The following is a 22,778-nucleotide window of genomic DNA, read 5'->3' as shown; positions in this document are numbered from 1 at the left end:
GTTATGTCGGTGAATCACGATACGATGTCGGTTGTATGCCGAGCGTTCGTTTGAAAGCACGCCTGAAGCTTTTGTCGCTATTGTACCCTACCTCCAGCGCAATATCGTTGATGCTCTTCTCCGTATCGCGCAAGAGATGGCAAGCTTTGTCCAGACGCAGCTTCTCTACATAATCGGAGAAACTTGCTCCCGCGTACTCCTTAAACTGCACGGAGATGAAGCTTTCCGAGCATTTGAAATGGTCAGCAAGGCCGGCCAAGCCGAAGTTGGCGTCCAGATATTGCGCATGAACGAGCTGCATCATGTCATCTGCCATCTTGTTATGCTTTTGTTTTTTGTTATCGTTGATGTGGTGGCACACGATATACAGCGCATTCTTGATCGCCCCCCACGGCATGTCGGCCTTGGTATGGTTCATGAATTCCAGCTTCTCATTCAGCTCATCATACGTGGCATAACCGAATTGCAGCTGTTCCAGAAGCTTGTATAACGTGCCTTGCAGCTCACTGACCAGCTGCTTCCGGGTTGAAGCGCTGAGCTGCCGTTCCGTGTGATTGTGTTCCTCCAGCTGATGCATGATGTGATCGAATGCTTCAACATCGCCGTTCTTGACCGTGTGCACCAGCTTGAGCTCCAAGTCCATCGGATAATAGTAGAAGTTCGACCCTTGTACGATATCTTCGTACCAAATGATCGCATCATAGCCGCCAAATACGTCATAGTCCGCCGCTTGCCTTGCCTCATCATGGGATCTCCATACATCGTGCAAGTGACTATAGATGCGGCCAATGCCAATGGAGAGACGAATTTCATTATTGGCGAGCGTGCCGTTCTTCCCGGCCTGCCATTCGCGCTTTAACCGGTCTGTGAAGGCCCCCGCTTCCTCGTGAGAGGCAGACAGGGAAACGATCATATCGGCCCTATCCCCGTTCAAACTGATCAAATAATCGCAATCCTCGATCACATCTCGCAGCTGCATGACGATATAGTCTTGAATCCATTTGGCCCCGTTCGGTGCGATCGCATAGCCTTCTCCGAGCGAGATCGCAATGGAGACCGCAAAGAACCTGTCGCCTTGCAGCGAAACCTTAGCCTGTGCTAGCGCCTCTTGGATGTCAGCGTCGTTCTTATAATAGCCCTTCATTAACCTCTCGATCATCGAAAATTGAATCAACGGCAGCTGCTGCTCCATGCGGCTGCTCAGCATGCGGTTGCTGTTCATAATTTCCGAGACGGTGCTCTGCATCATCTCATAGAAGCCGGATCGCTTGCCGGGCTCTCTGGCGGCAAATTCCTTCATGGAGTCCATCAGTTCGGAGAGCGGCTTACTATTGCGGTACGCCATCAATATCGCAGCGACAATGCCCAAAATTAACGTGATCCCCGTGATGACGGCAATCATTCGCTTGATGTAATCGGCTTTGGCCAAAACGACGCTTGTCGGCAGTGCGGCAATGTAGGTCCATCCGTTCTGATCGGAGCGTGAGTGCGACACGAGCAGCTTGCTTCCGTTAATGGTTTCGAAGGAGGAACCGGAGCTGGATGCGGTCGTTTCCTCTCTGGGCTTGCCGATTTGGACACCGTCCACCGAGGTCGGTGCGATCATTTGCCCTTTGGTATCCAGAATGTACGCAAATCCTTTGTTCTTGATCACCAAACGTTCAAACAAACCGTTAATGTCGTTCTGATTGATGAAGACGACAATCGAGCCCTGAACCTTGCCTTGAAATCCGTTCGGCAGCGGACTGACATAGGCGATGAGTTTATGCTCGGCCCCGCCGATTCGGACGGAATCCAAATTGTAGTATTGCTTCTGGTCGCCTCGTGTGGAAACGGCTTCCATCCATGCCTCAAGCGGTTGCCCGCCGATTCGAATGTCGTTGTCCCGGAGATCGAACGATGTTTTGGACGTGATGACGGAATGACTGTTCTTGAACGTTAAATAAATATCGAAGAAAAATTTATTCGTAATCGTGATTTGATTCAAGCTGTTGCGAAGCAAGGAGAAATTGTAGAGCTGCTCAGGTGTCGGGGAAGTGCTTACATTTTGCATCAAGCTCAGCACATCGTTATTGACCGATAGCGTGGAGACGACATCGTCCACCTCCAGGAATAGCCGGTCCACGATCCCTTGACTCATCCTCAAAATCTGAAGATTCATTTCTGCCGCATCCTCAACGAGCACCTGCTGGGTCTTATAGTACTGCTGAACGCCGATCACGATCGGAATGATCAGGATCAACAGATAAGAGAGCACAAATTTCACGAAAACGGACTGCCTGTGCAGTACTGCGGTCTTCCACTTCCACATGCGAAGCATTCCCCTTTCAGAGACGATCCGAGAGCCGGCTTACTTCCAATATTTCTGAAATATGGTTAGTATCTGCTGCAAGCCTGCTTTATCTAATTCATTCAAATATTCTTGCCAAACGCTGTCCTTCGTTACATCTTCGAGCCCCATGACGGCTTTGGTCGCGAACCGGTTGACGACCTCCTGTACGGTGCTCATGTAGATGGCCATCGTTTCCCAATCTTGATCCGACAGCGGCGCATTCCTCGGTTCGACATACGGAAGCTTCTGATACACCTGCCAGGCTTCGTTCGCTTTCCTCGCCGGTTCGTCCGTCGCAAGCGCCGCCGGGCTTTTGCTTAGAAACCAGTCAAAGCCGTACTCCGAAGCGACTTTCCTCCGATCCTCGCCAGCCTTGTACCGGACTTCGCCGTCCGTGATCCGGTAAGTCACATTCTCCTTGCCCATCATATGAAAGAGCCTGCCCTCGTCCGTTGCCGCCCAGTCGATATAAGCGAGGATCCGGTTCAGTTTCGCCTCGTCCTTCGCGAGCTTGCTGCTGAACAACGGTCCGTACAGACTTACGGATACGGAGCGAAACTCAAGTCCCGGCTTCTCGTAGGCTTGCAGGTGATAATGCGAATAGTCCCAGTTCGCTCCAGGGTCCGCTTTCTGCAGGTCGACCACTTGGCTCGCCCATTGGAAATCGATCAAATTGCGGCCGTTCCTTCGCTTCTGCGCCCACTGCTCCTCCGATAAGGTGGCAAATTCCTTCTCGATCAAGCCCTCTCTGTACATCTTGGCCAGATATACCAGCATATCCCGCTGCTTGGTCGTAGCCGGTGCGAAGACGAGCCGGTTCTGTTCGTCCGGATCGTTCCAGAAGCCGGTCCACCCGTCCACACCGCCGAAATCGGGAGGCAGCCGGAAAGCATGCTGGAATCCGGCGAGCAGCGATTTGATGCCCGTTGCATTCGGGCCGCCCCGAACACCGATGCCTTCGAACGAAGGATTCGCCGCTTTGATCTTTAACAGGCTTGCGTAGAAAGCTTCCGTCGTTCTCGGGAATTCCGTAATTCCCGCGCGTTCGAAGGCGTCCTTCCGGTAAATCCAGGCCATCGGATCTTTGACGTCTATTTTCGAAGGGAGCATATACAGCTTGCCACGTATGGCGGCGAAGTCTTGAATATCCTTCCACTCTTCTTCATTGAATAATTGGCGGTAATGGGGCAGACGGTCGATATAGTCACCGATCGGGAGCAAGTAGCCGGCATCGGCCCAGTTTTTGACCGCGGAGAAATTGTTCATCGTGAGCACGAGATCCGGTATTTGGCCGGAAGCGAACATGACATTGAATTTATCCATGCCGGATGTAATCGGAATCGAACGGTAATCCCACTTCATTTGAAAGCGCTTTTCTATTTCTGCAACGAACAAGTTCTCATTCTGTATCGGCGCATATTTGCTTTGATTCACGACGGTAATGCGCATGGCGGACGGATCCGTCACAGGCTTCTCGGTCTCTTGCTGCGTCCAAACGCCTCGGCTGCATCCGGCAAGCATCGTGATCGCGAACAGGATGAGCGTTAACGGGATGGCTTTCCTGCGGTCAAGGCTTATTGACATAGCTCCCCCTTACTTTCACATCCATCCGGTGAACGAACCGTCACCAAATGCTTTTCATGCCATTATTTTCTTTATTATACTGCATTTCGCACATACTGAGGAGTTAAAAGTTCCTACCTGTTTTCCGGCGCTGTAGATCGGATCGAACAAGAAAACCGATCAACATAAGTTGATCGGCTGCGTTCGCTTCATTTTAATTAGGTAAAATCTTCTCGACAGGCGCGTTTAACGTAAGCTTAACAATCGTATCGATCCGTTCGCAAACATCCCCGGGTACCCGGATTACAATTCCGTCATCGTCTTGTTCAAACGGGATTGCGCTGCCCGAAAGCGTTTGGCAGGCAATCACCTGCCGGTCAAGAGCCGGGAGCTTCACTCGTTCGAACGCTTCGGGATCGAGAATGTGCACATAAACGATATTGTCTTTGTATGTAGCGCCATAGACGTCGTCAAGCGGTTGGAACGGGCCTCCCCGTGTACCATAAATGCTTTCCCCATGCGCGCTCATCCACTCGCCGATGCGCTTGAACAGCTGCACTTGATCCTCCGGGACGATGCCGTCTTGATCCGGCGTTACATTCAGCAGCGCATTGCCCCCGCGGACGAATACGTTCAGGATTAAGTCCATCACCTTCTCGAACGGCATCGCTTTATTGCCCGGCTGCCATGCCCACGATCCGCCGACACTGAAATTTTTCTCCCACGGGAACGGGATGATGCCGCCACGAATGTCGTGCGGACCTTCATCACAGCTGAAATCACCTTCCCAACCGGAACGTTCGTTAATGACGACTTTCGGGTTATGCGATCTGACCATGCGATTCAACTTCACCGGCTCCCATAGCCAAGCGCCGCCGGCATCCGACCCTTTGTGCGACAACCAAGATCCGTCATACCATAAAATATCGATCTGACCGTAGTTTGTCATGAGCTCCGCGACTTGATCATACAGCTGCTGTTTCATTCGCAGCGCGCTATCATACTGCTCCACCGGATCGAAATAGCCCGGAAACCTCCAATCCATCGGAGAGTAATAGACGCCGGCCCGAATCCCGTGCCGGTGTGCAGCTTCCGTGTATTCCCTGATAAAATCCCGCCCTGCCGACGCCTGCATCGTAGTGAAGCTTCGATAGCTGCCGGGACTATCCCAGAGGGCGAAGCCGTCATGATGGCGGGAAACCATCACCATATAATGCATTCCGGCACTCTTCGCCAAAGCGACCCAGTTGTTCGCATCGAACGACTGCGGATGCAGCGACATCGCGATTTCCCGGTACGTCTCCTCCGGAATTTGTTCGTGGTGCATGACCCATTCGCCGCGTCCGAGAATCGAATACGCCCCCCAATGAACGAACATCCCCAGCTTGGCATCATGCCACCAAGCCCGGTCTTCCTCCCGCAGCTTCAAAGCTTCGTCTTTGATCCCGTCCGTGCTCTTGAAGCGGACATTGCTCTTCAACATGGACGCGAGCTCCGCTCCGCTCATCGCCGCAGGCTCGCCATTGGAGTAAGTTAAGCCCAATTTGGCGATTTTCCTCCGGTTGGCCTCATTCTGCATAAGCTTTTTGACCTCCTGCAGAGAGAACCAATACGTATCTTCCGGATTCGGCAGCTGCTGCTGGTACCGGTTAATGTGCGAAGCGGATGTCTCCAATTGTTCGACCGTAAGCGTATCCATCATACGTCGTGCCGTTTCCAGCTTTTGATCCGCCGTCTGCCCTTTGGCGGTCAGCTGTCCGATAAGCTCCATTTCTAAGTTAGATAGCACTGTCGGATCCTCCTGGTAACGAATACGCCTCCAAAATTTGCTGCACCTTCACCGGAAGGCCAGTCTCCATACTTCTCTCCATCGCCGTCAGCAGGGCAATCGTATGGATCCCTTCCATCAAATCCGGCTTCGGCGTATCTCCGCGATCCAGGCACTCCGCGAAATATTCGATATAATTCTGATACTCGCCGGCATGATGGCTTGCCCCTTCGAAACGGAAATAATACGGGAATTTCTCCTCGTACGAATGCGTAACCGGCTGCTCCGGCGGGAAGTGCGTATGGTACAGCAGCTTGGAGTATACGGCCCGGCTCGTTCCCTTCGTTCCCCTAAGCGTACAGCTGATCCCGGGATCCACATGCTTGATGGAAGGCTTCGTGTAAGAGCCCGACACTTGGGCGATCCGGCCTTCGGCGTCTTTCATGACGAATCTCATCGTATCCGGAACAGTCAGACCGTAAGCCTTGTTGCTGCTGCTGGAATGTCCGTACCCGAACACTTCCTCGATGTCCGGCAAATACCATTTGGCGAGATCGACGGCATGAATCATGAAATTGTACAGCCAGCTGAACCCTTTTTGACGGCTCCAATCCTTTTGCAGAAACCAGCGGGAATCCGATATGTAGTAGGTTTCCACCGTATCGACTTCGCCGTGGCGGCCCGCCAGAAAGTCGCTGCGCTGATGGATCATCGGCTCGAAAAAGCGCGAGCTCTGCCCGACAAACACCTGTTTGCCGGATGCTTTCCACACGTTGAGCAGCTCCTGGGCTTCATCAAGCGAGTGAAGCAGCGGCTTCGTTACAATCACGTGCTTGCCTGCTTCCAGCGCCATGCGAATATGCCGGCCGTGAAGCTGATCCGGGGTATAGATCGCGATAACTTCGATAGATGGATCATTCAGCATGTCCTCATAATGGAGCGTATACCTCGTAAATCCGAATTCTTCGCTGCGTGTCTTGCACATCTCTTCGTTAATGTCGCATACCTGGACTAATTCCCAACGATCACTTTGCAATGCGGCGGAAAGAATGCTGCGGCCCTCGCCGAGACCGATTACGCCAAGTCTGTATTTGCGGTTTGTTATCGCTTTCACATTGTGCTCTGCCAATCGCTCTGCTTCCTTCATGAAAGTAACACCGTTCCTTTCCTTCAGCTTCATCCAACTGGTGCGGCTCTGTACAGGATCAACTTTAGTGCAGAGAGGCCGTCTGCGTAAAGGAACAGTTCTTTGAGCGCACACCTTTCGGGGCTGCATCTGCTTGGCCGTCGTGGAATTCGTAGAGGAACAATAATTTTCGGGCACACGTTTTTTGGGAGACACGTATAAAAAAGGAGCTAAGCATACGAACGGCTTAACTCCTTTTTGCGAGCGAGAATAGGTTTTCAGCCAGCTATTTGCTGACGAGAAGGACTGATCTCAATTTCTCGGGTCTTTCGGGTCCTTTGGATCTTTCGGGTTCTTGGGGTCCTTTGGATCCTTAGGTTCTTTCACTTTCACATGTTGCGATTTTTTCGAATAAATCACTTGAGGCGCGCGCAGCTCTCCAGCCAGAACGGTTTCTCTAATGTCCTCGCCCAGATAGAAGCCCAGGTGCGGCGGCTGATTGTAAGCCGTATTTTGCCAAGCGATCCCGTTCCGGTAGACAGGGTCGTGCATCAATGTATAAAGTCTGTACTCCGTCGGAATCGTCGTACTGTAAATCCGCAGCTCCGAGCTGTCGGTCGTCGGCAGCAGTACCTCTTCCCGCCAGTCGCCAATGATATCCCCCTGCAGCGTCGGTGTGGCCTTCGTTCCGTTATTGCTGACTACACCGTCAAAGCTGCGTAACGTCTCCGCCTTTTTCGTACTCTGGTTATATTTCGTGATGGAAGTATTATCGAGCAGCTCCGTCAGTAAATCTCCATCCCACAATAGTGCGAAATTCACGGAAAGGCCTGCCGTTCGGAAGCTGTCGGCAACAACCTGACCTTGCACGTTGTATATGCCTCCGCCTGCGGCTGCATTGGAGCCTGCCGTTCCCCAAAATTCGTAACCGGCTCCGGATGTAATATTGGCCGCCAAACCGCGCCCCGTATCCACATAGCCGTTATAGGCCATCAAGGTTTCCCCGGTTGCCGCATCGTGGAGCTCCACGGATGCTACGGCCGGAACTTCATGAACGGCCATCACTTGAAGCCCTTCGCGCGCCGGATCGAATGCGCCGACATGAAGCGCGTCGCCATGCGATCCCTGCTCGCGCTGCATCTCGCCATCCATCGCGTACAGAATGGTGCCGTCTTGATCCAGCGTTAACGAACCTGCAATAATTTCATCATAACCGTCATTATCGACATCCGCCGTGGCCAAGTTATGGAACCCTAAGCCTCCGCCTCTTCCCGCCTGGGCGGAATCGAAGGTCCACTGCTCATGGAGCTTGCCGTGATCGAGATGATAAGCCACATAGGTCGTACGCTCATAATACCCCCGGCCGTATACGGCACTCGGGGTCACGCCATCCAAGTAAGCGAGCCCTGCAAGGAAGCGGTCGGAACGGTTATGCCACGTATCTCCCCAAGAGGCAACATCCCCTAACGGAAACGCATAATCGATCGTATCGATGACGTGGCCGTTTTTCCCATTGAAGATGGATATATACTCGGGACCGCCGAATATATGGCCGCTTTCATTCACCCATTTGCCATTGTCAGCAGCATTGCCGATAATACTTATCACTTTGCTGCTATCGAACTTGCCGTCAGTCGTCCCATAAACGGTCGTAGCGTCCGCCGTTTTGATCAAGAATTCGCTTCTGCCGTCCCCATCGAAATCAGCGATTAGAAATTGATGATAATGCGCGCCTGACGTCAGATTGAGTCCCATGTTCATGCGCCATAACAGGGTGCCATCCAATTTATACGCGTCGAAAATCGTTGGCCCCGTCATGCCGGTTTGCGAGCTGTCGATCGCATTGGAAGGATACCATTTGACGACAACCTCGAGTTCTCCGTCACCGTCCAAATCCCCAACGCCGGAGTCATTTACGCTATATGTGTAGCTGCCTGTAGCTGTAGTTCCTCCCTCCGGCTTTTGCATCGGAATGGACAAATAATCATGAGCCGAAGCTGTCGTGCTTTCTTTCGAATCCGATTTCCCTTGAACGAGCGTTTCCACTTTGTAGCTATCGCCCGGAACACCGGCTGTGTCCGTGAAGTTCGTGATCGACAGCGGTGCCGCATTCAATTTCTGTCCGTTGCGGTACAGATTGAAAGTTACGTCCTCCTGATATTCATCCGCCAGCAAACGCCAGCTTACGAAGATGCCATCCTCCGCTTTTAACGCAATAACCCCTCTATCCAACCAATCCGTTTGTCTAGCCGTGGTCGGCGGCGTGAGACGGTTATATACATAGTTCGTTGCAAACCGGTCAAAACCGTTCTCCAGACTCGCCGGCACTGCCAGCACGCCTTTGAACTCATAAACACCGGTTTGTTGGGCATTCCAAGGTTTCCCGACATTGATCCAATCGCTTACGGGTACATCTACTTTGCTATTGTTGGCAAGCGTTACTTTAACGGTAGACGGTAAACCGATGGAAGCGATGTCCGCCGATGTTTGACCGACATAAACCGTATGATACGGTAATTTATCCACCTTGGTAATTCGATTCTCCGGAATTGGCTGATGAGAGACGCCGAAATTGTCCAGATACGTAGTCCAAGTAATATTGTTGCCGGATGTCCGCATGCCCACTAATTTGACCGAGGCGACAGAACCGTCAAACGCAACTCCATTCAACGACGAAGTATACGTTTGCGAGGTTCCGGTTGCTTGGTCAGTTAGCTTCAAAATGACAGCATTATTCTCAACGTCAAACAGAATGCCTGCCGAATACCACGTTTGGGGATTGGCAAAACTAGTGCTCGCCGCAGGCTGCTTGCCTGCAAAATATTGCAAAGGCGCATTATTCGTATTGTTCAAAGTAAACACCGTATTACCGGTGCTGTCGAGAACCCGGAGCTCACCGCCGTTTTCACTCGGGTTGCTGGCGTTTTTATCGTTCACCTTGCCCGGATACCAATCGAATTGGACAAGAATCTGGCTTCCTTTCACGGAAGTGTCGAAGTTTTTGGTCGCCACCCGACCTCCGCTTTGATTCGTTTGGGTAAACTGCAACTTCGGCGTTGTGTTTCCAGCCAAATCATAGGTATTAATGGAAACGGTCGCATTAGCCGTTGCAAATCCCCAATTGACAGGTTCAAGCACTGCCGTATCGCCAAAATCGGTAGCATACACATTGTCGAGCATAATCCCATTGTTCCCGGCGACCGGATCAACAGCGGCCTCAGCTGCTGAAGCATACGCCCCATTCGGGAGGCATAAGAGACAGGCAAGCAGTACGGCAACGAATTTTCGCAAAGGTCTGCGCAATGGTCTGGTTGGTAACACGTTTTCATTTCACTCCTTCAGTTTGCGTAAAGTATGTACTTGGTACAGGCAGCCCTTACACTTTTCCTTATTGTCAACAATCTTGTAACCGTTTGCAATTCGAGAGAAGATCAAGCTGACTTACAGCAATTCCAGCAGATTACCATCCCCTTTGCTCATCATGTGAACTTCAACCTTGTTCTCCTGCGATCGTTACTTGGAAAACCGGCCGCTGCGTTAACTCTAGTACGGAAGGAGTGACTACGTCTATAGAACATTTTTTTGTGCTTGAGACTATATTGAATCGAGGTTTCTCGATCCATTTGCACAATTTTGAGCGCCTTTCTCTTTTTTTGATCTTCATTCGCCTCCACCTGTTTCGGGCACGGGAAAATAAAATTTTCACTTAGCGAACAAGCTAAGACCGTCTCTACATAAACAAGAAGGAGTGAAACACCGTGGACAAATCAAGAGCATTACAAATCGCCGCATCACCAGATATGGTGTATGTCACCTACAATGAAGTTCCCGTTTACATCCAAGCCATCGATGAGAAAAATGATACCGCGATGGTCTACTCCCTAGATGAGCAGGAACTGGAACAAGAAGTGCCCCTCATTAATCTAATAGAGCACTAGAAACGGCTTGAATTGACCCTGTCACAGAGGAACGAATACAATAGTTGTGATGTATTCAATTTTCTGTGAGAGGAACGAGCCTAATGCGCAACAAGGTTAGATGGACATTCGGAGCCCTGCTCGGCTTGGCTGGCTGCATGGCCGTCACCGTCTTCATCCAGAGTTCGGGAATGGATAAGAACAGCCGGCCGGTGACAGCGTCAGAGCAGGCTCTCTCCACATCCTTAGCCGCTTCTGCGCGGCCGCAAGTGCCGGACATCCTGGCGTATTGGAACAGCCAGGAGAAGAAAGCTCTGCAAGCCGGACACACGGAAGCGGCCTCTGCGTTCCGGAATCGGATTGCGGCCTATACCGCGGGGGTGCCTGCGGCCCCTCCATCTTCCGCGGCTTGGCCGGAGAGCCCGTCGCCTTCCAAGCAGATGGCGTTGTATCTCCGCACTCCCTCGCCCGCCAATTCCCCGGATGCCGCTTTGGCGAAATTCGAGCCGGAATCCGGCGTATATATCGGCATGCTGGGAGCAGATCGCAGAGTCGGCTATGACGTGACGAAGATTGAAGACGTCTACGGGCGCAGACATGCGCTGTACTTGGCCTACGTCGGCTGGCGCAAATTACAGACTGATACGAACACTTATTTCCCCGCCAGGACCGCCGATCGCGTCAAAGCATTAGGCGGTGCGCTTCAGATCGGCTGGGAACCGCGTTACGGCTTGGACGATGTGAAGGATGACGAGTATGTCCGCCGCTTCGCCCGCGAGGCCAAAGCTTCCGGCATTCCAATCTTTCTGCGTTATGCATCGGAAATGAACGGCGCTTGGGTGCCCTGGCATGGCGATCCTGAGACATATATAGAGAAATTCCGGCTTATTCACGATATTATGGCGGAGGAAGCGCCCAACGTGGCGATGGTCTGGTCTCCCAACTTCTCGCCGGCGAACACGATTGACGACTATTATCCGGGAGACGCCTATGTCGACTGGGTGGGTTTCTCCTTATACAATACACCGTTCTCATCCGGCCAAGAGAAGTTGGACAGCACCGTCATCGATACATTCGCACCGCTTTATGACCGTTACAGTCATAAACCGATTATGATTTCGGAAGGCGCTATCGCTCACACCTATTTGCCGACGAACCAAACGTACTGGAGCTGGGCCGAGGGCCAGTTGGGCTATATGTATGGTCTGCTGCCGAGATTGTTTCCCCAGGTTAAAGCGATCACCTATTTCAACTTCAGCCGCGCGCAGGCGGTGCGAACGAACGGCGACTATGTATACGACATCGGCGAGAATCCCTATATCGACGGGCTCTATCAAAGACTGATTGCATCGGACTGGTTTCTGAGCCAGGTCGATCCGGGCTCGGACCCGATCCAATACCGTTATACGCCCTATTCGGAACGTTCTTTGCCGGCCGGCAAACAAACCGTGCTGATGTATCCCAAGCTTGCGAATGAGCAAGGCGAACCTCCATTTGCCATCGCCCTATATCAAGGCAATCAACGGCTTGGCGTCAGTTATGAGGCCCCTTGGGAACTGGAGATCGACGTACCGCCTGATCTGGCGGCCGACCCATGGTATGCGGTTGCTTACAATGCCAAAATGGAAGTGACGTCAGTGTACTCAGTTCCTTAACAATCGTTGCCAGCATCATAGTTAGAATGAGACATGCAAATGGCAGCGGTTTTATACGTTTATGATGCTCGGGTGCCATGATTTCATGCGGGACGCCAATCGATTCATGGAATAAAAAAATATTTTCAAATGAATGTATAAACGTTCCTTTCCCTCCACATGATATGATTACACCAAGAAAAGGAGTGATTTTTTCCATGGCAAACAATAACACATTGGTTGTTCCACAAGCAAAAGCAGCTTTGAATCAATTGAAATTTGAAGTAGCACAACAACTGGGAGTTCCGCTTCAACCAAACGGGTACAATGGAAATCTCGCAACACGCGATGCTGGCTCTATTGGTGGTAACATTACGAAAAGATTGGTGCAAATCGCCGAGCAACAAATGCAAGGATTTCAACGTTAATTGATGAAATAAAGTCAAACAAAAAGACTCCAGTCACCTTCCCTCTCTGCGGTGATTGAAGTCTTTTTTATTGATAAAGACCGTTACTGCCAATAAATTGGCTATAACGGTCTTTATATGTTTAGAAGCTCTTTGCAGCTTCTTTCGCTTTTACGATTGCGTTTGCTTTAATTTCGCCGGCTTTGTCCGGAGCAGCTGCCATACCTTCAACGAAGAGGCCTTCGAAGCTAGGTACGCCGTGGAATTGCATGATTTTGGCCAAGTAGCTGTGACCGCTCTCGAAGCCTGCAGCAGGACCTTCGGAGTAAACGCCGCCGGATGCTTGGATGTGGAAAGCTTTCTTGTCTGTCAGCAAACCAACAGGACCTTCAGCTGTATATTTGAATGTTTTGCCGGCTGCGCAGATCGCATCTACGTATGCTTTCAATACTGGAGGGAACGAGAAGTTCCACATTGGAGAAACGTAAACGTACTTGTCAGCAGCTACATATTGATCTACGATTTGACCAAGACGGGCAACTTTCGCTTGCTCATCTGCTGTAAGCGTATCGAATGCAGCGCCGGATTGCAGTTTTCCCCAACCGCTGAATACGTCGGCATCGATTTGTGGGATGTTGGATTTGAAGAGGTCAACATGAATCACTTCGTCGCCTGGGTTGGCTTCCCGGTATGCTTCGATAAATTCCTTACCCACTGCCAAGCTAAAAGAAGTTTGTGGATCATTCGGATGTGCTGTAATGTAAAGTACTGTTGCCATGGTTTCACTCTCACATTCTGTAATTTTTTTTATTACAATTGCTATTACATCTTTTATTATAACTAATTTTTAATAAGTTGCAAGCTAAAAGTAATTAAAATACTTTTCAGACGATAATAAACTTCGGAACGAGCGATAAAAAAAGAGAACCTTCCCGCGGGTTTCCCGTGGATCGGTTCTCTTCCTTCTATGTATGCAGCCTATTTCAGACCTAGCTTGGCTAGGTTGGCAAAGCTGAGCTCCAAGCTCTCGAACGGATTGCGCTCATAACAGTCGTCTTGTTCGACGGCAGCCCATTCGACGCCGATCTCCTGGCATGCTTGAATGATGCCTTGGAAATTCATATTGCCTTCCCCGATCTCGGCGAAGCGTTGAACCCGGTCCGGGGTTACAATCATGTCTTTGAAATGAACGACTTTCATGCGCCCGTCCATCTTGCGAATCCATTCGATCGGATCGGCGCCGCCGGCTTGTACCCAGTAGACATCCAACTCGAAATCGACCGATTCGGGGTCCGACATTTCGAATAAAATGTCCATGCCCGTTTTTCCGTCATATTTGGCGAACTCGAAATCATGGTTATGATAAATGAATTGCAAGCCGGCGCTTTTGAGCTGCCTTCCGAATTCGGAAGCTTGCTTGGCGAATGCCGCATACCCTTGGGAGCTCACGCGAAACTCCTGCGGCAGCCCGCCTAACCCGACATATTTGCAATTCCAGGCTCTATGCTTTTCGATCACTTGATCCATTTCGTTCAACAACTCATTGTAACCGACGTGCGTCGCGCAGATCGTCAAGCCTTCCTGATCAGTAAGCGCTTTAAATTCGTGAATGTCGATGGGTCCCACACCGGAAGCTTGTACCGCGCTGTAGCCCATCTGCTTTACTTTTTTTAAGCTTTCACCGATGTCCTGCGGCGTTTTCAAATAACTGCGAAGCGTATACAATTGCGTGGCGATTCTCAATCCAATCACTCCATTCGTCAAATTATGAGTCACTACCTATATATAACACGGAATGGGAATATGAGCCATATCGCCAAACAAAATAGCGAAGATATGCAAGCTTCTGTTGAAAATTGAAAAAGCCGCTCCCCCATCTTCATGATGAGGAAAGCAGCCCGCCGTTACACTTTATTCTTGGAAATTCCGTTTAAACTTGGCACATAGTCAGCAGCCGTGTTATTCGTTAACTCTTGCTTCTCTTCGAGGATGCTAGCGTCGTTCTGCTGATGGTTTTTAGAATCTGCACGGTTGTCTTCACGATCATACTCCAGATTTAATTGATCTTCATTTTTCGGCATAACTCTCACCTCCATCGTCCTCATATAGTATGAGATGGCGGCAAGCCTTTTATCCCGAATGAGAGCAATCTAGTCCCCAATATACGTATCCAGAAATGCATTGCGGAACTTCCCGTGCGGATCGCACTGCCGCAGCAGCTGCTGAAAGTCCGGCAGCTTCTCATAGCCAGCCTTCAATCGGGACGGCTCCATCGTAAACAGTTTGCCCCAATGCGGACGCGCTCCATAAGGCTCAAGCTGCTTCTCGATGAGTGGAAGCACGCTGCGCACGGCTTCCCACTGCGGCCGCCACGTGAAGTGAACCGCCACGGAATCCTGCAGATAGTTCGGACTCATCCACAGCTCGTCTTTGGCAATGGTACGTATTTCGGAGACGTAGAGAAGCGGTGCAATATGTTCGCGAATGGCATGAAGGGCTTGCAGCGCTTGATAAGCGGCTTGCCGCGGAACGAAGTATTCGCTTTGCAGCTCTTCACCGGCACTCGGTGTGAAAGCCATGCGAAAATGCGGCAAACGTTCGTGCCAAGGCCCTGGAACCCCCATCTGCTCGCTGCAATTTTCCCCTGAATAGCCAGGTACCGGATGCCGCGGGGAGGCTGCCAAGCGTGCGCCGTAAAATTCGGGTGCCGGAGCGGTTCCAGCGGAAACTCCATCCGGCAGCTTGCTTTTCACCCATACCTGATTCACATTCTCACTCTTCCAATCGGTAAACAAGCTGACGCTATAAGCGCTTGAGAAAATGTCGTCCAAATGCCGTTCAAGCTGAGCGAACGGCAAGTCGTCGTACACATATTGACTCACTTCGAACGACGGTATGATGTTCAACGTCATCTGGGTGACGACGCCTAACCCGCCAAGTCCGACGACCGCACCTGCGAGATTTTGTTTATCGGCTGAGAATACAGCCTTTTCCCCGTTCCACAGAACGATCTCCATACCATCGACGATCGTGGCCAAATTCCCGTTGCGATCGCCTGAGCCGTGCGTAGCCGTAGCGCAGGCGCCACTCACGGAAATATGCGGCAGCGACGCCAGGTTGTGCAGCGCATATCCATGCTGGTACAGGTACTCGCACAATTCACCATAGCGGATTCCGGCTTGAACCGTTACCTGATGACGAACCGGATCCAGAGCAATCACTTGATTCAAATGTTGAAGCGAAATATGGTCTTCCGTCGTGTCGGCAATATGATTGAAAGAATGCCGCGTACCGAGCACTTTCACCTTTTTGCTGCTTGCCACGATTTCTTGGACTTGCTCCACGTTGACGGGCGTATGAAGCGCTGAAGCGCTATACTTGTAATTACCGGCCCAGTTCAAGCTCTGTTTCATAGATACACTCTCCTATTCGTGTGCATTTATTGGCTGCTTGTTTCTATTAAGCGATGCTTGTACCACTTCTCGCCGCGGTAACGCCACAGGAAGACCGCTCCGCGCACGCCCCACTCCAACTGCATGGCGGCCCATACGCCGATCACGCCGAAGCCCAGCATAATGCCGAAAACATAACCGAGCACGACCCGGAACAACCACATCGTCAGCATCGAGGCGATCGAAGTGAAGCGCGAATCTCCTGCAGCCCGCAGTGCGCCGGGAAGCAGGAAGCTGATGGACCATAGCGGAATCTGCGCCAGCATATTGACTATCATGATGAGATACAGGTCGTCCATAATTTCGGCCGGCGGCTGGAACAGGGAGACCAGCGGGTTGAAGAACGGAAGCAAAATAAGTCCCGTCACGAGAAGGGAGCCGGATGACAACCATAGGAAAGTTCTCGTGAACTTGCGGGCATCTTCGATATTCCGCCTTCCAATGCATTGTCCGACAACCGTAACTAAGGCTGTGGAAAAAGCGATGGCGGGAATTTGCAGGAACATGGCGAGAACGGAACTGATCGCATTGGTCGCAATGGCGTACGTTCCCAGGCTGACGATGTAGATTTGGGTCAACATCTTCCCGCCGTTAAAGAAGAGTTGTTCCGCGGCAAAAGGCAGCCCGATGAACATGATCTTCTTGATCATCGCGAAGTTCCACTCCAGCAAATCCTGCAGTCGAAGCCGCAGACTGGCATCCATGCGAAGCAGGTAGAACAACGCGCACACCGCCGCTGTATAGCGGGAAATGTTCACGGCCACGCTTAAGCCCATAACGCCCATCTCCATGAAATGCACGAATACGACATTCAGCAATACATAGGACATGTTCATGATCAAAGACAACCCGAGAGTGACCCTCGTTCGTCCGATCCCTCTCAGCGCGCCGCTAACCGCTTCCTTGAAGGCGATGCCAAGATAAGACACGGCGCTTCCCACCAAGTAAGTGCCGGCATAGTCGAACACTTCGGGTTCCGCCGTACCGAAGAGAAACTTCAGGATCGGATGGTAGAACACCAGCACGAGCAGACTGATCGCAAGAGCAACGATCGTCGCCGTACTGAGCGATGCTGCAGCTGCCTTGGAAACCATTTTATCGTTCCCGCTGCCTTTGTACTGCGCGACCACGACCGTACCTCCGGTCGCTAAGGCGACGAAGACGTTCACCAGGAACATATTCAGGGAATCGACCATACTGACCGCTGAGATCGCCGCAACCCCCGATGAGCTGATCATCGCGGTATTCACCAGGCTTAAGCCTACCAAGAATGCTTGGTCGATGAGAATCGGGAGCAGCAGCGAGACGACCTGCCGGTAATCGATTGATTCTCCTGACAGATACTTGTCCATCATGGCATGGCATCGAGCTCTAAATCGTTTCGGAATCATGTTGTGTCATATCCTCTCCGCGAAAAACGTTCGAAGTCGCCGCCGCTGCGGGAACACGTTCATCCTGTTATCGATCTCGTCCGTATGTAGGATTCATCCCCTACTTTACCATAGATTAGAGACATGTAGTTTACTAAAATTTCATACGACCAAAAAACCCGGGAATCTTGGTCCCGGGTTCCATGATCGCGGATTCTTGATCCGTTGATGCCGTGCAAGCAGCCGCGGCCCCCTCTCTCCACCGTCAGCCGTTCTCGAATTTAGCGGGATAGCTCGCACCGAAAGGCGCATCCGGCCGCGTGAATGGGCCCATCAGGTATTGCCGTGTCGGCGTCGTGGCGTCCAGGAACGCTTGATCGTTCTCGAAGCGGTCGGAGCAGCGAACCCATGGCGGACTATAAATATAGTGCATCGTATAACGGTCGTAATCGCCGTCATGCGCGAATGTCCGGTGCCATACCGCATTATGGAAGAATAGAACGGATCCCGCCGGCGCACAGATCACATGCCCGATCGGAACATCTTCCCTGGCGGAGCGAATGGCGGCAGGCAGCTGCACTTGGCTTCGGTGGCTCCCGGGGATCATTTCCATATTGCCTGTTCGGGGGAGCGTCTGGTCCGTAAGCAAATAGGACGCGCGTAGTTGAATAAGCGGAATCGGATAGCCCAGCTTATTGAAGTCGTACGCACCGGAACCGTCCTGATGCCAGCCGCCTACGCCGCCGTAAGCAGGCTGTTTCGTACACCAGGCGGATTGCAGGATGAACCGGTCGCCGTACAGCGCCCTGACTTTGGGGAGTATCGCCGGATGGTCGATCAATTGCTCCAGTGCCGGCTCCGTTTCGTAGCCTCTGCCAATTTGGGCCCAGCCAGTCGTACCGGCCTTTTCATGCAAGCGGATGGAAGCTTCCAGACATTCGTGCACCTCATCTTTCGAGAGTACGTCCGGAATCATCAAGTAACCCCAAGATTCAAACATAAAGCGGTCGAGTTCCGACCATTCGCCTGGATTGGATATCGGATTCAATCTAGTTCCCCTCCCTGTTCTCGCATCGCACGCTTAGCCAAGAACTGCGCAGGCGCCGGTAGATTTCCCCGCGACCAGCGTGGACTTGACAATCCGCCGGACTGGATCCGGCAGCTTCTCTTTGCTGGTGAGCAGCTGCAGCAGGAGCTCAGCCGCTTGGGCGCCGATGTGCTCCTCATGCTGATCGATATGGGTGAATGCCGGCGTGTCGTCCAGTGCCGACGACGGATTGTCGTACGTTATAATCGAAATGTCGCGCGGGACGTCCACGCCTGATTTGCGGCATAGATCGGCTGCATACAAGCCCAACCGCAAATTCAAAGTAATGAATGCCGTCGCTTGGCTTGTTCGGATGAATTCGTACAGCGGATGCTTGTGGTAAGGTATATGAGGATCCGCCGCTTGAACATCGGCCATGATCAATGCCGGATTAATCATCGAGCCTTTCTGTTTCAGCGCCTCCATATACCCGCGAATCCGCTCGTCGACCGTAATCGTGCTTGCCGGAATATCCGAGCAGATGGCAATATCCCGGTGCCCAAGCTCCCATAGATGGTTGACGGCCATTTGTGCGCTCATCCGATTATCGGAGCAGACACAATGGGTTTCAAATCCCGGCAAATAGCGGTCGATGAGCACGAAGGGGAAATCGCGCAATTTCAGCAGCAAAATTTCCTCATTGTACGTTTCCGCATCAATCGGGAAGATGAATAGGCCGACAGCCCCTTGTTGAGTCAACTCTTGAATGGCTTCCTTCTCGCGTTCCTTGCAATTGTGGGTCAGCACGATCGATACATAGTAATCTGTTCCTTCCAAGGCTGTATAGATGCCTTTCAACAACCGAATTGCGAAGAAATCCTCGAGCAACGGAAGCACGAGACCGATCATCTTGCGGGAAGAGGAGCGGTCGCTGCGCTCTTTCCCTCGCGGCTGCTCAGCCGGCACGCCTACCGGATCTTCCGCAAGCTTCTCCACAATGTCAGGACTAACGAAGCTGCCACGCCCTGGAATGCGGTAGATCCAGCCGTCTTGGGCCAGCTTCGTGAGCGCGTTGGATACCGTCATCCGGCTGACGCCGAACTGCTCCATCAACTGCTTCTCCGTCGGAAATTTATCGTTCTTCGCAATGGCGCCGGAATAAATCAGCTGCTTGAAATGTTCCTGTATTTGCAAATATAACGGCTGCCGTTCATCCGTTCTGGGTGAAACCCGCAGTCTGCTCATTGAACTCCCCCTCAGAAGGGCTCGATGCCACACTTTCCCATGCCGCATCCATATCCCTGATTAAGTCATCCGGATCCTCCGCGCCGATATACAGCCGAACCAGCGTACAAGGGGATGAATCAAGGTGATGGTGGGCGTTGACGGTTACCAAACTTTCGAAGCCGCCCCAGCTGGGACCGATTCGAAAATAGCGCAGCCGGTCGGCCCAAGCCCGCAGCCTATGCAGCGGCTCCTGGGATTCGAAGGAGAACAACCCGCCGACCCCGGACATCTGCGCGCGGGCCAGCTCATACTGAGGATAGCTGGCTAATCCCGGATAGTTCAGCTTGCTGACATACGGCTGCCTGCTCAGATGCTCGGCGACCTTGAGACCGCTTGCTTCATGCCGCTGCATGCGAAGCGGCAGCGTCCGCAGTCCGCGAGTCACCAATGCCGCTGTCTGGGGCGTCATAATGCCGCCGAACAGCATATATTCTTGCGTCATGAGCGGCTCCATCAATCGTCTCGATCCGATGACAACGCCGCCGACGCAATCGCTGTGCCCGGAAATATATTTCGTAATGGAATGTACGACAAGTCCGACCCCCATCGTTAGCGGATTCTGGAAGCACGGCGTCGCCCATGAGTTGTCGAGAATCGTTTCTGCGCCAATGCTTTGCGCCAGCTCCGTGCAGCTTGCAATATCCTGCAGCTCGAACATCATGCTGGTCGGACTTTCCAAATAGAGCAGCTTGGTGTTCGGACGTACGGCTTGCTCCCAATGACTGCGCAATCGCCCGTCCACGAACGTGGTTTCGATGCCAAACTTCCGCAAATAGCCCCCTAGCAATTCTCTTGTCGGCCCATAGGCTTGATGCGTGCAAATGACATGATCCCCCTGCCGGACAATGGACATAATTGCCGCCGATATCGCCGCCATCCCGGAGGCAAAGCATTTGGCCCTCTCCCCCTGCTCCATCTCCGCAAGCTTATCCTCCAGGTAGCGGACGGTTGGATTGTTGCCTCTGGAATACACATAGTTCTCCTGTTCGTCCTGTCTGGCTTGATTGAACTGGTCGTATGTATCGAACGAAAACAGACTCGTCTGGTACACCGGCATACTGATCGCCCCGTGATGGCGGTCATCGTGCGCATCATGCGCCACCAGCGTATGCAGCTTATTGGGAGTACTCATCAGCCTTTCACCGCCCCTTGAGTTAATCCTTCTACAATGAATCGCTGTGCAAGTGCAAACAGCAGAATCGTCGGAAGAACCGACAGCACCGTTCCGGCTGACATCGAGCCCCAATCGACGTTAAACTTAAGAATGAATGAGTTCATGGCGACCGGCAGCGTCTTTAACGATTCGTTATCGATAAACATGACGGCCAAGAACAGCTCGTTCCAATTCTGGACGAAGGCGAAAATGAACATGGAGGAGATGCCCGGCAGCATAATCGGTATAATGACCCGCATGAGCGCAGACAGCTGCGAACAACCGTCAATTAACGCGGCTTCTTCCAAATTGGAAGGAATTCGCTGGAAAAATCCTCTCAGCATGATCGTAGAGAACGGGATCAAGCTCACTGTATACATAAGGATCAGAGAAATCCGGTGATTAAGCAGATGCATATTCGACATCAACATATACAGCGGCGCCAGGGCGATGAAGCCGGGAAGCATTTGGGTCACGAAGAAGCCCAGCATGATTTGCTTATGCCCCCGGAATCGAAACCGCGCGAGCACATAGGCGCTGCATATGGCAATAACGATGACAATGAGCGCGGATGTAATGGAAACGAGCAGACTGTTGGCGATATACACATTGAATTTGGATACTTTAAAAATATTGATATAATTTTGCAAAGTGAATTGCTCAGGCCAGTAATGCAGGGGGAAGCTGAAAATTTCCTTTTGCGGCTTGAACGAGGTGATGACGATCCAATAGAGCGGGAAGACCATGATGAGGAAGTAGAAAGCGAGAAAAACGGCCTTCACGATCCGGTATCCGTAATTTCGTTTCATCAAAAGTCACCTACCTTCTCCGCTTTGGTCACCATCAAATAGAACAAGGTATACAAGAACAACAGGATGATCATGATGACACCGACCGCCGATGCCGACCCGTAATCTCCATCGTAAATCACTTTGTTCAGCATCAATGAGGATAAAATATGCGTTGCTCCGCCAGGCCCCCCGTTCGTCATCCCGTAAATGAGCGTCGGATCGTTGAAGATCCAAATGACTCGCAGCAGCGTTGTTGCAATGATCGTAGGCATAATATACGGTATCGTCACATAGAGGAGCTTGCGGAAGCCGTTCGCTCCGTCGATACTGGCCGCTTCGTAGAGCTCGGAAGGAATGGATTGCAAGGAAGCCAGCAGCATGATCGTGAAGAAAGCAATGCCATACCAGACATTGGCGACTATGACCGAACCCATCGCCCACTGCGGGTCCGACAGAAACCCGATCCGTTCTTCGATCACGCCAAGGCGCAGCAATAGATCATTAATGACGCCGATTTGCGAGTTAAACATCCATTTCCAGATCAGACCGATGAGAAATCCCGACAATGCCCATGGGTAGAAAATAAACCCCTGATAGACGCCGCGACCCCAGAACCGCTTGTTCAAGAACAGAGCCAGAATGAACCCTAGCAGAAACTGAAAAATGAGCGAAAAAAATACCCAATAAGCGGTATTCTTCAAAGCTCCGATGAATTGATGGTCGCGGAACGCATCAACGAAATTTTGCAGCCCAACGAAATGAATTTGCTTCAGATTGAACAGCTTGTAATTCTGGAAAGCCATAACCACACCCTTAATGAAGGGATAGTAGGTGAAGACGAGAACAAGCAGCAGTGCGGGCAGCAAGCTGGAGAGAATGAATTTTTGCCGGGCATTCACACGAAGGCACCTCCCGATTATGAAAATAGCAGCAGGCGATGAACGCCCGCCG

The 22,778-nt window shown here is 51.7% G+C and carries 18 protein-coding genes; 3 read left to right on the top strand and 15 right to left on the bottom strand.

All coding sequences use genetic code 11. The features are described 5' to 3' along the window. Nucleotide 1: 1 nt before the first annotated feature. From PUT07_RS14370 to PUT07_RS14350, 5 genes are all read right to left on the bottom strand, one after another. Complete coding sequence (locus tag PUT07_RS14370; protein WP_274468812.1) at nt 2-2,311, bottom strand: helix-turn-helix domain-containing protein; 2,310 nt, start codon at nt 2,309-2,311, stop codon at nt 2-4. 39 nt (nt 2,312-2,350) lie between these two features. Further along, nucleotides 2,351-3,916 (bottom strand): extracellular solute-binding protein, encoded by a 1,566-nt coding sequence (locus tag PUT07_RS14365; RefSeq protein WP_274468811.1) that lies wholly within the window; start codon nt 3,914-3,916, stop codon nt 2,351-2,353. 193 nt (nt 3,917-4,109) lie between these two features. Next, complete coding sequence (locus PUT07_RS14360) at nt 4,110-5,684, bottom strand: alpha-L-fucosidase (protein ID WP_274468810.1); 1,575 nt, start codon at nt 5,682-5,684, stop codon at nt 4,110-4,112. Continuing rightward, the gene (locus tag PUT07_RS14355) at nt 5,674-6,792 is read right to left on the bottom strand and encodes a Gfo/Idh/MocA family protein (protein WP_274468809.1); all 1,119 of its coding nucleotides are present in this window, start codon (nt 6,790-6,792) and stop codon (nt 5,674-5,676) included. The genes PUT07_RS14360 and PUT07_RS14355 overlap by 11 nt, the downstream gene beginning before the upstream one ends. Before the next feature lie 309 nt (nt 6,793-7,101). After that, nucleotides 7,102-10,110 carry a rhamnogalacturonan lyase family protein gene (locus PUT07_RS14350; protein ID WP_274468808.1) on the bottom strand — a complete coding sequence of 1,003 codons (3,009 nt, stop codon included), beginning with the start codon at nt 10,108-10,110 and terminating at the stop codon, nt 7,102-7,104. A gap of 437 nt (nt 10,111-10,547) precedes the next feature. On the opposite strand from PUT07_RS14350, the gene PUT07_RS14345 reads away from it, so the two are divergent. From PUT07_RS14345 to PUT07_RS14335, 3 genes are all read left to right on the top strand, one after another. Next, a complete protein-coding gene (locus PUT07_RS14345) occupies nt 10,548-10,727 on the top strand; it encodes an H-type small acid-soluble spore protein (RefSeq protein ID WP_274468806.1) in 180 nt (59 codons plus the stop codon). 83 nt (nt 10,728-10,810) lie between these two features. Then, nucleotides 10,811-12,361: a glycoside hydrolase family 26 protein gene (locus tag PUT07_RS14340; RefSeq protein WP_274468805.1), complete on the top strand. Its 1,551-nt coding sequence runs from the start codon at nt 10,811-10,813 to the stop codon at nt 12,359-12,361. Nucleotides 12,362-12,558: 197 nt separating this feature from the next. Continuing rightward, on the top strand, nt 12,559-12,768 hold the full coding sequence (locus tag PUT07_RS14335) for an alpha/beta-type small acid-soluble spore protein (RefSeq protein ID WP_274468804.1): 210 nt from the start codon (nt 12,559-12,561) through the stop codon (nt 12,766-12,768). Nucleotides 12,769-12,889: 121 nt separating this feature from the next. Here the strand turns inward: PUT07_RS14335 and PUT07_RS14330 are convergent, their stop codons facing one another. From PUT07_RS14330 to PUT07_RS14285, 10 genes are all read right to left on the bottom strand, one after another. Next, nucleotides 12,890-13,525 carry an FMN-dependent NADH-azoreductase gene (locus PUT07_RS14330; RefSeq protein WP_274468802.1) on the bottom strand — a complete coding sequence of 212 codons (636 nt, stop codon included), beginning with the start codon at nt 13,523-13,525 and terminating at the stop codon, nt 12,890-12,892. Nucleotides 13,526-13,725: 200 nt separating this feature from the next. Then, nucleotides 13,726-14,490 (bottom strand): sugar phosphate isomerase/epimerase family protein, encoded by a 765-nt coding sequence (locus PUT07_RS14325; protein ID WP_379239660.1) that lies wholly within the window; start codon nt 14,488-14,490, stop codon nt 13,726-13,728. 161 nt (nt 14,491-14,651) lie between these two features. Beyond that, nucleotides 14,652-14,828 (bottom strand): hypothetical protein, encoded by a 177-nt coding sequence (locus tag PUT07_RS14320; RefSeq protein WP_274468801.1) that lies wholly within the window; start codon nt 14,826-14,828, stop codon nt 14,652-14,654. A 69-nt stretch (nt 14,829-14,897) separates the two neighbouring features. After that, complete coding sequence (locus PUT07_RS14315) at nt 14,898-16,160, bottom strand: FAD-binding protein (protein ID WP_274468799.1); 1,263 nt, start codon at nt 16,158-16,160, stop codon at nt 14,898-14,900. A 26-nt stretch (nt 16,161-16,186) separates the two neighbouring features. Continuing rightward, nucleotides 16,187-17,590: an MATE family efflux transporter gene (locus PUT07_RS14310; protein ID WP_274468797.1), complete on the bottom strand. Its 1,404-nt coding sequence runs from the start codon at nt 17,588-17,590 to the stop codon at nt 16,187-16,189. 244 nt (nt 17,591-17,834) lie between these two features. Then, nucleotides 17,835-18,617 carry a phytanoyl-CoA dioxygenase family protein gene (locus tag PUT07_RS14305; protein WP_274468796.1) on the bottom strand — a complete coding sequence of 261 codons (783 nt, stop codon included), beginning with the start codon at nt 18,615-18,617 and terminating at the stop codon, nt 17,835-17,837. A gap of 33 nt (nt 18,618-18,650) precedes the next feature. After that, entirely contained in the window at nt 18,651-19,841 is a 1,191-nt protein-coding gene (locus tag PUT07_RS14300; RefSeq protein ID WP_274468795.1) for a GntR family transcriptional regulator, read from the bottom strand. After that, the gene (locus PUT07_RS14295) at nt 19,807-21,015 is read right to left on the bottom strand and encodes a trans-sulfuration enzyme family protein (RefSeq protein WP_274468793.1); all 1,209 of its coding nucleotides are present in this window, start codon (nt 21,013-21,015) and stop codon (nt 19,807-19,809) included. Before PUT07_RS14295 ends, PUT07_RS14300 begins: the two co-directional genes overlap by 35 nt. Next, entirely contained in the window at nt 21,015-21,845 is an 831-nt protein-coding gene (locus PUT07_RS14290) for a carbohydrate ABC transporter permease (RefSeq protein WP_274468792.1), read from the bottom strand. The genes PUT07_RS14295 and PUT07_RS14290 overlap by 1 nt, the downstream gene beginning before the upstream one ends. After that, a complete protein-coding gene (locus PUT07_RS14285; protein WP_274468791.1) occupies nt 21,845-22,726 on the bottom strand; it encodes a carbohydrate ABC transporter permease in 882 nt (293 codons plus the stop codon). The genes PUT07_RS14290 and PUT07_RS14285 overlap by 1 nt, the downstream gene beginning before the upstream one ends. Nucleotides 22,727-22,778: the final 52 nt, after the last annotated feature.

Origin of the sequence: Paenibacillus sp. MAHUQ-63 (assembly GCF_028765165.1) — a bacterium.
In the GTDB taxonomy this organism is placed as follows: domain Bacteria; phylum Bacillota; class Bacilli; order Paenibacillales; family NBRC-103111; genus Paenibacillus_E.
The sequence above is the reverse complement of the archived record's forward strand: the minus strand, read 5'-3'. Positions and strand labels throughout refer to the sequence as shown.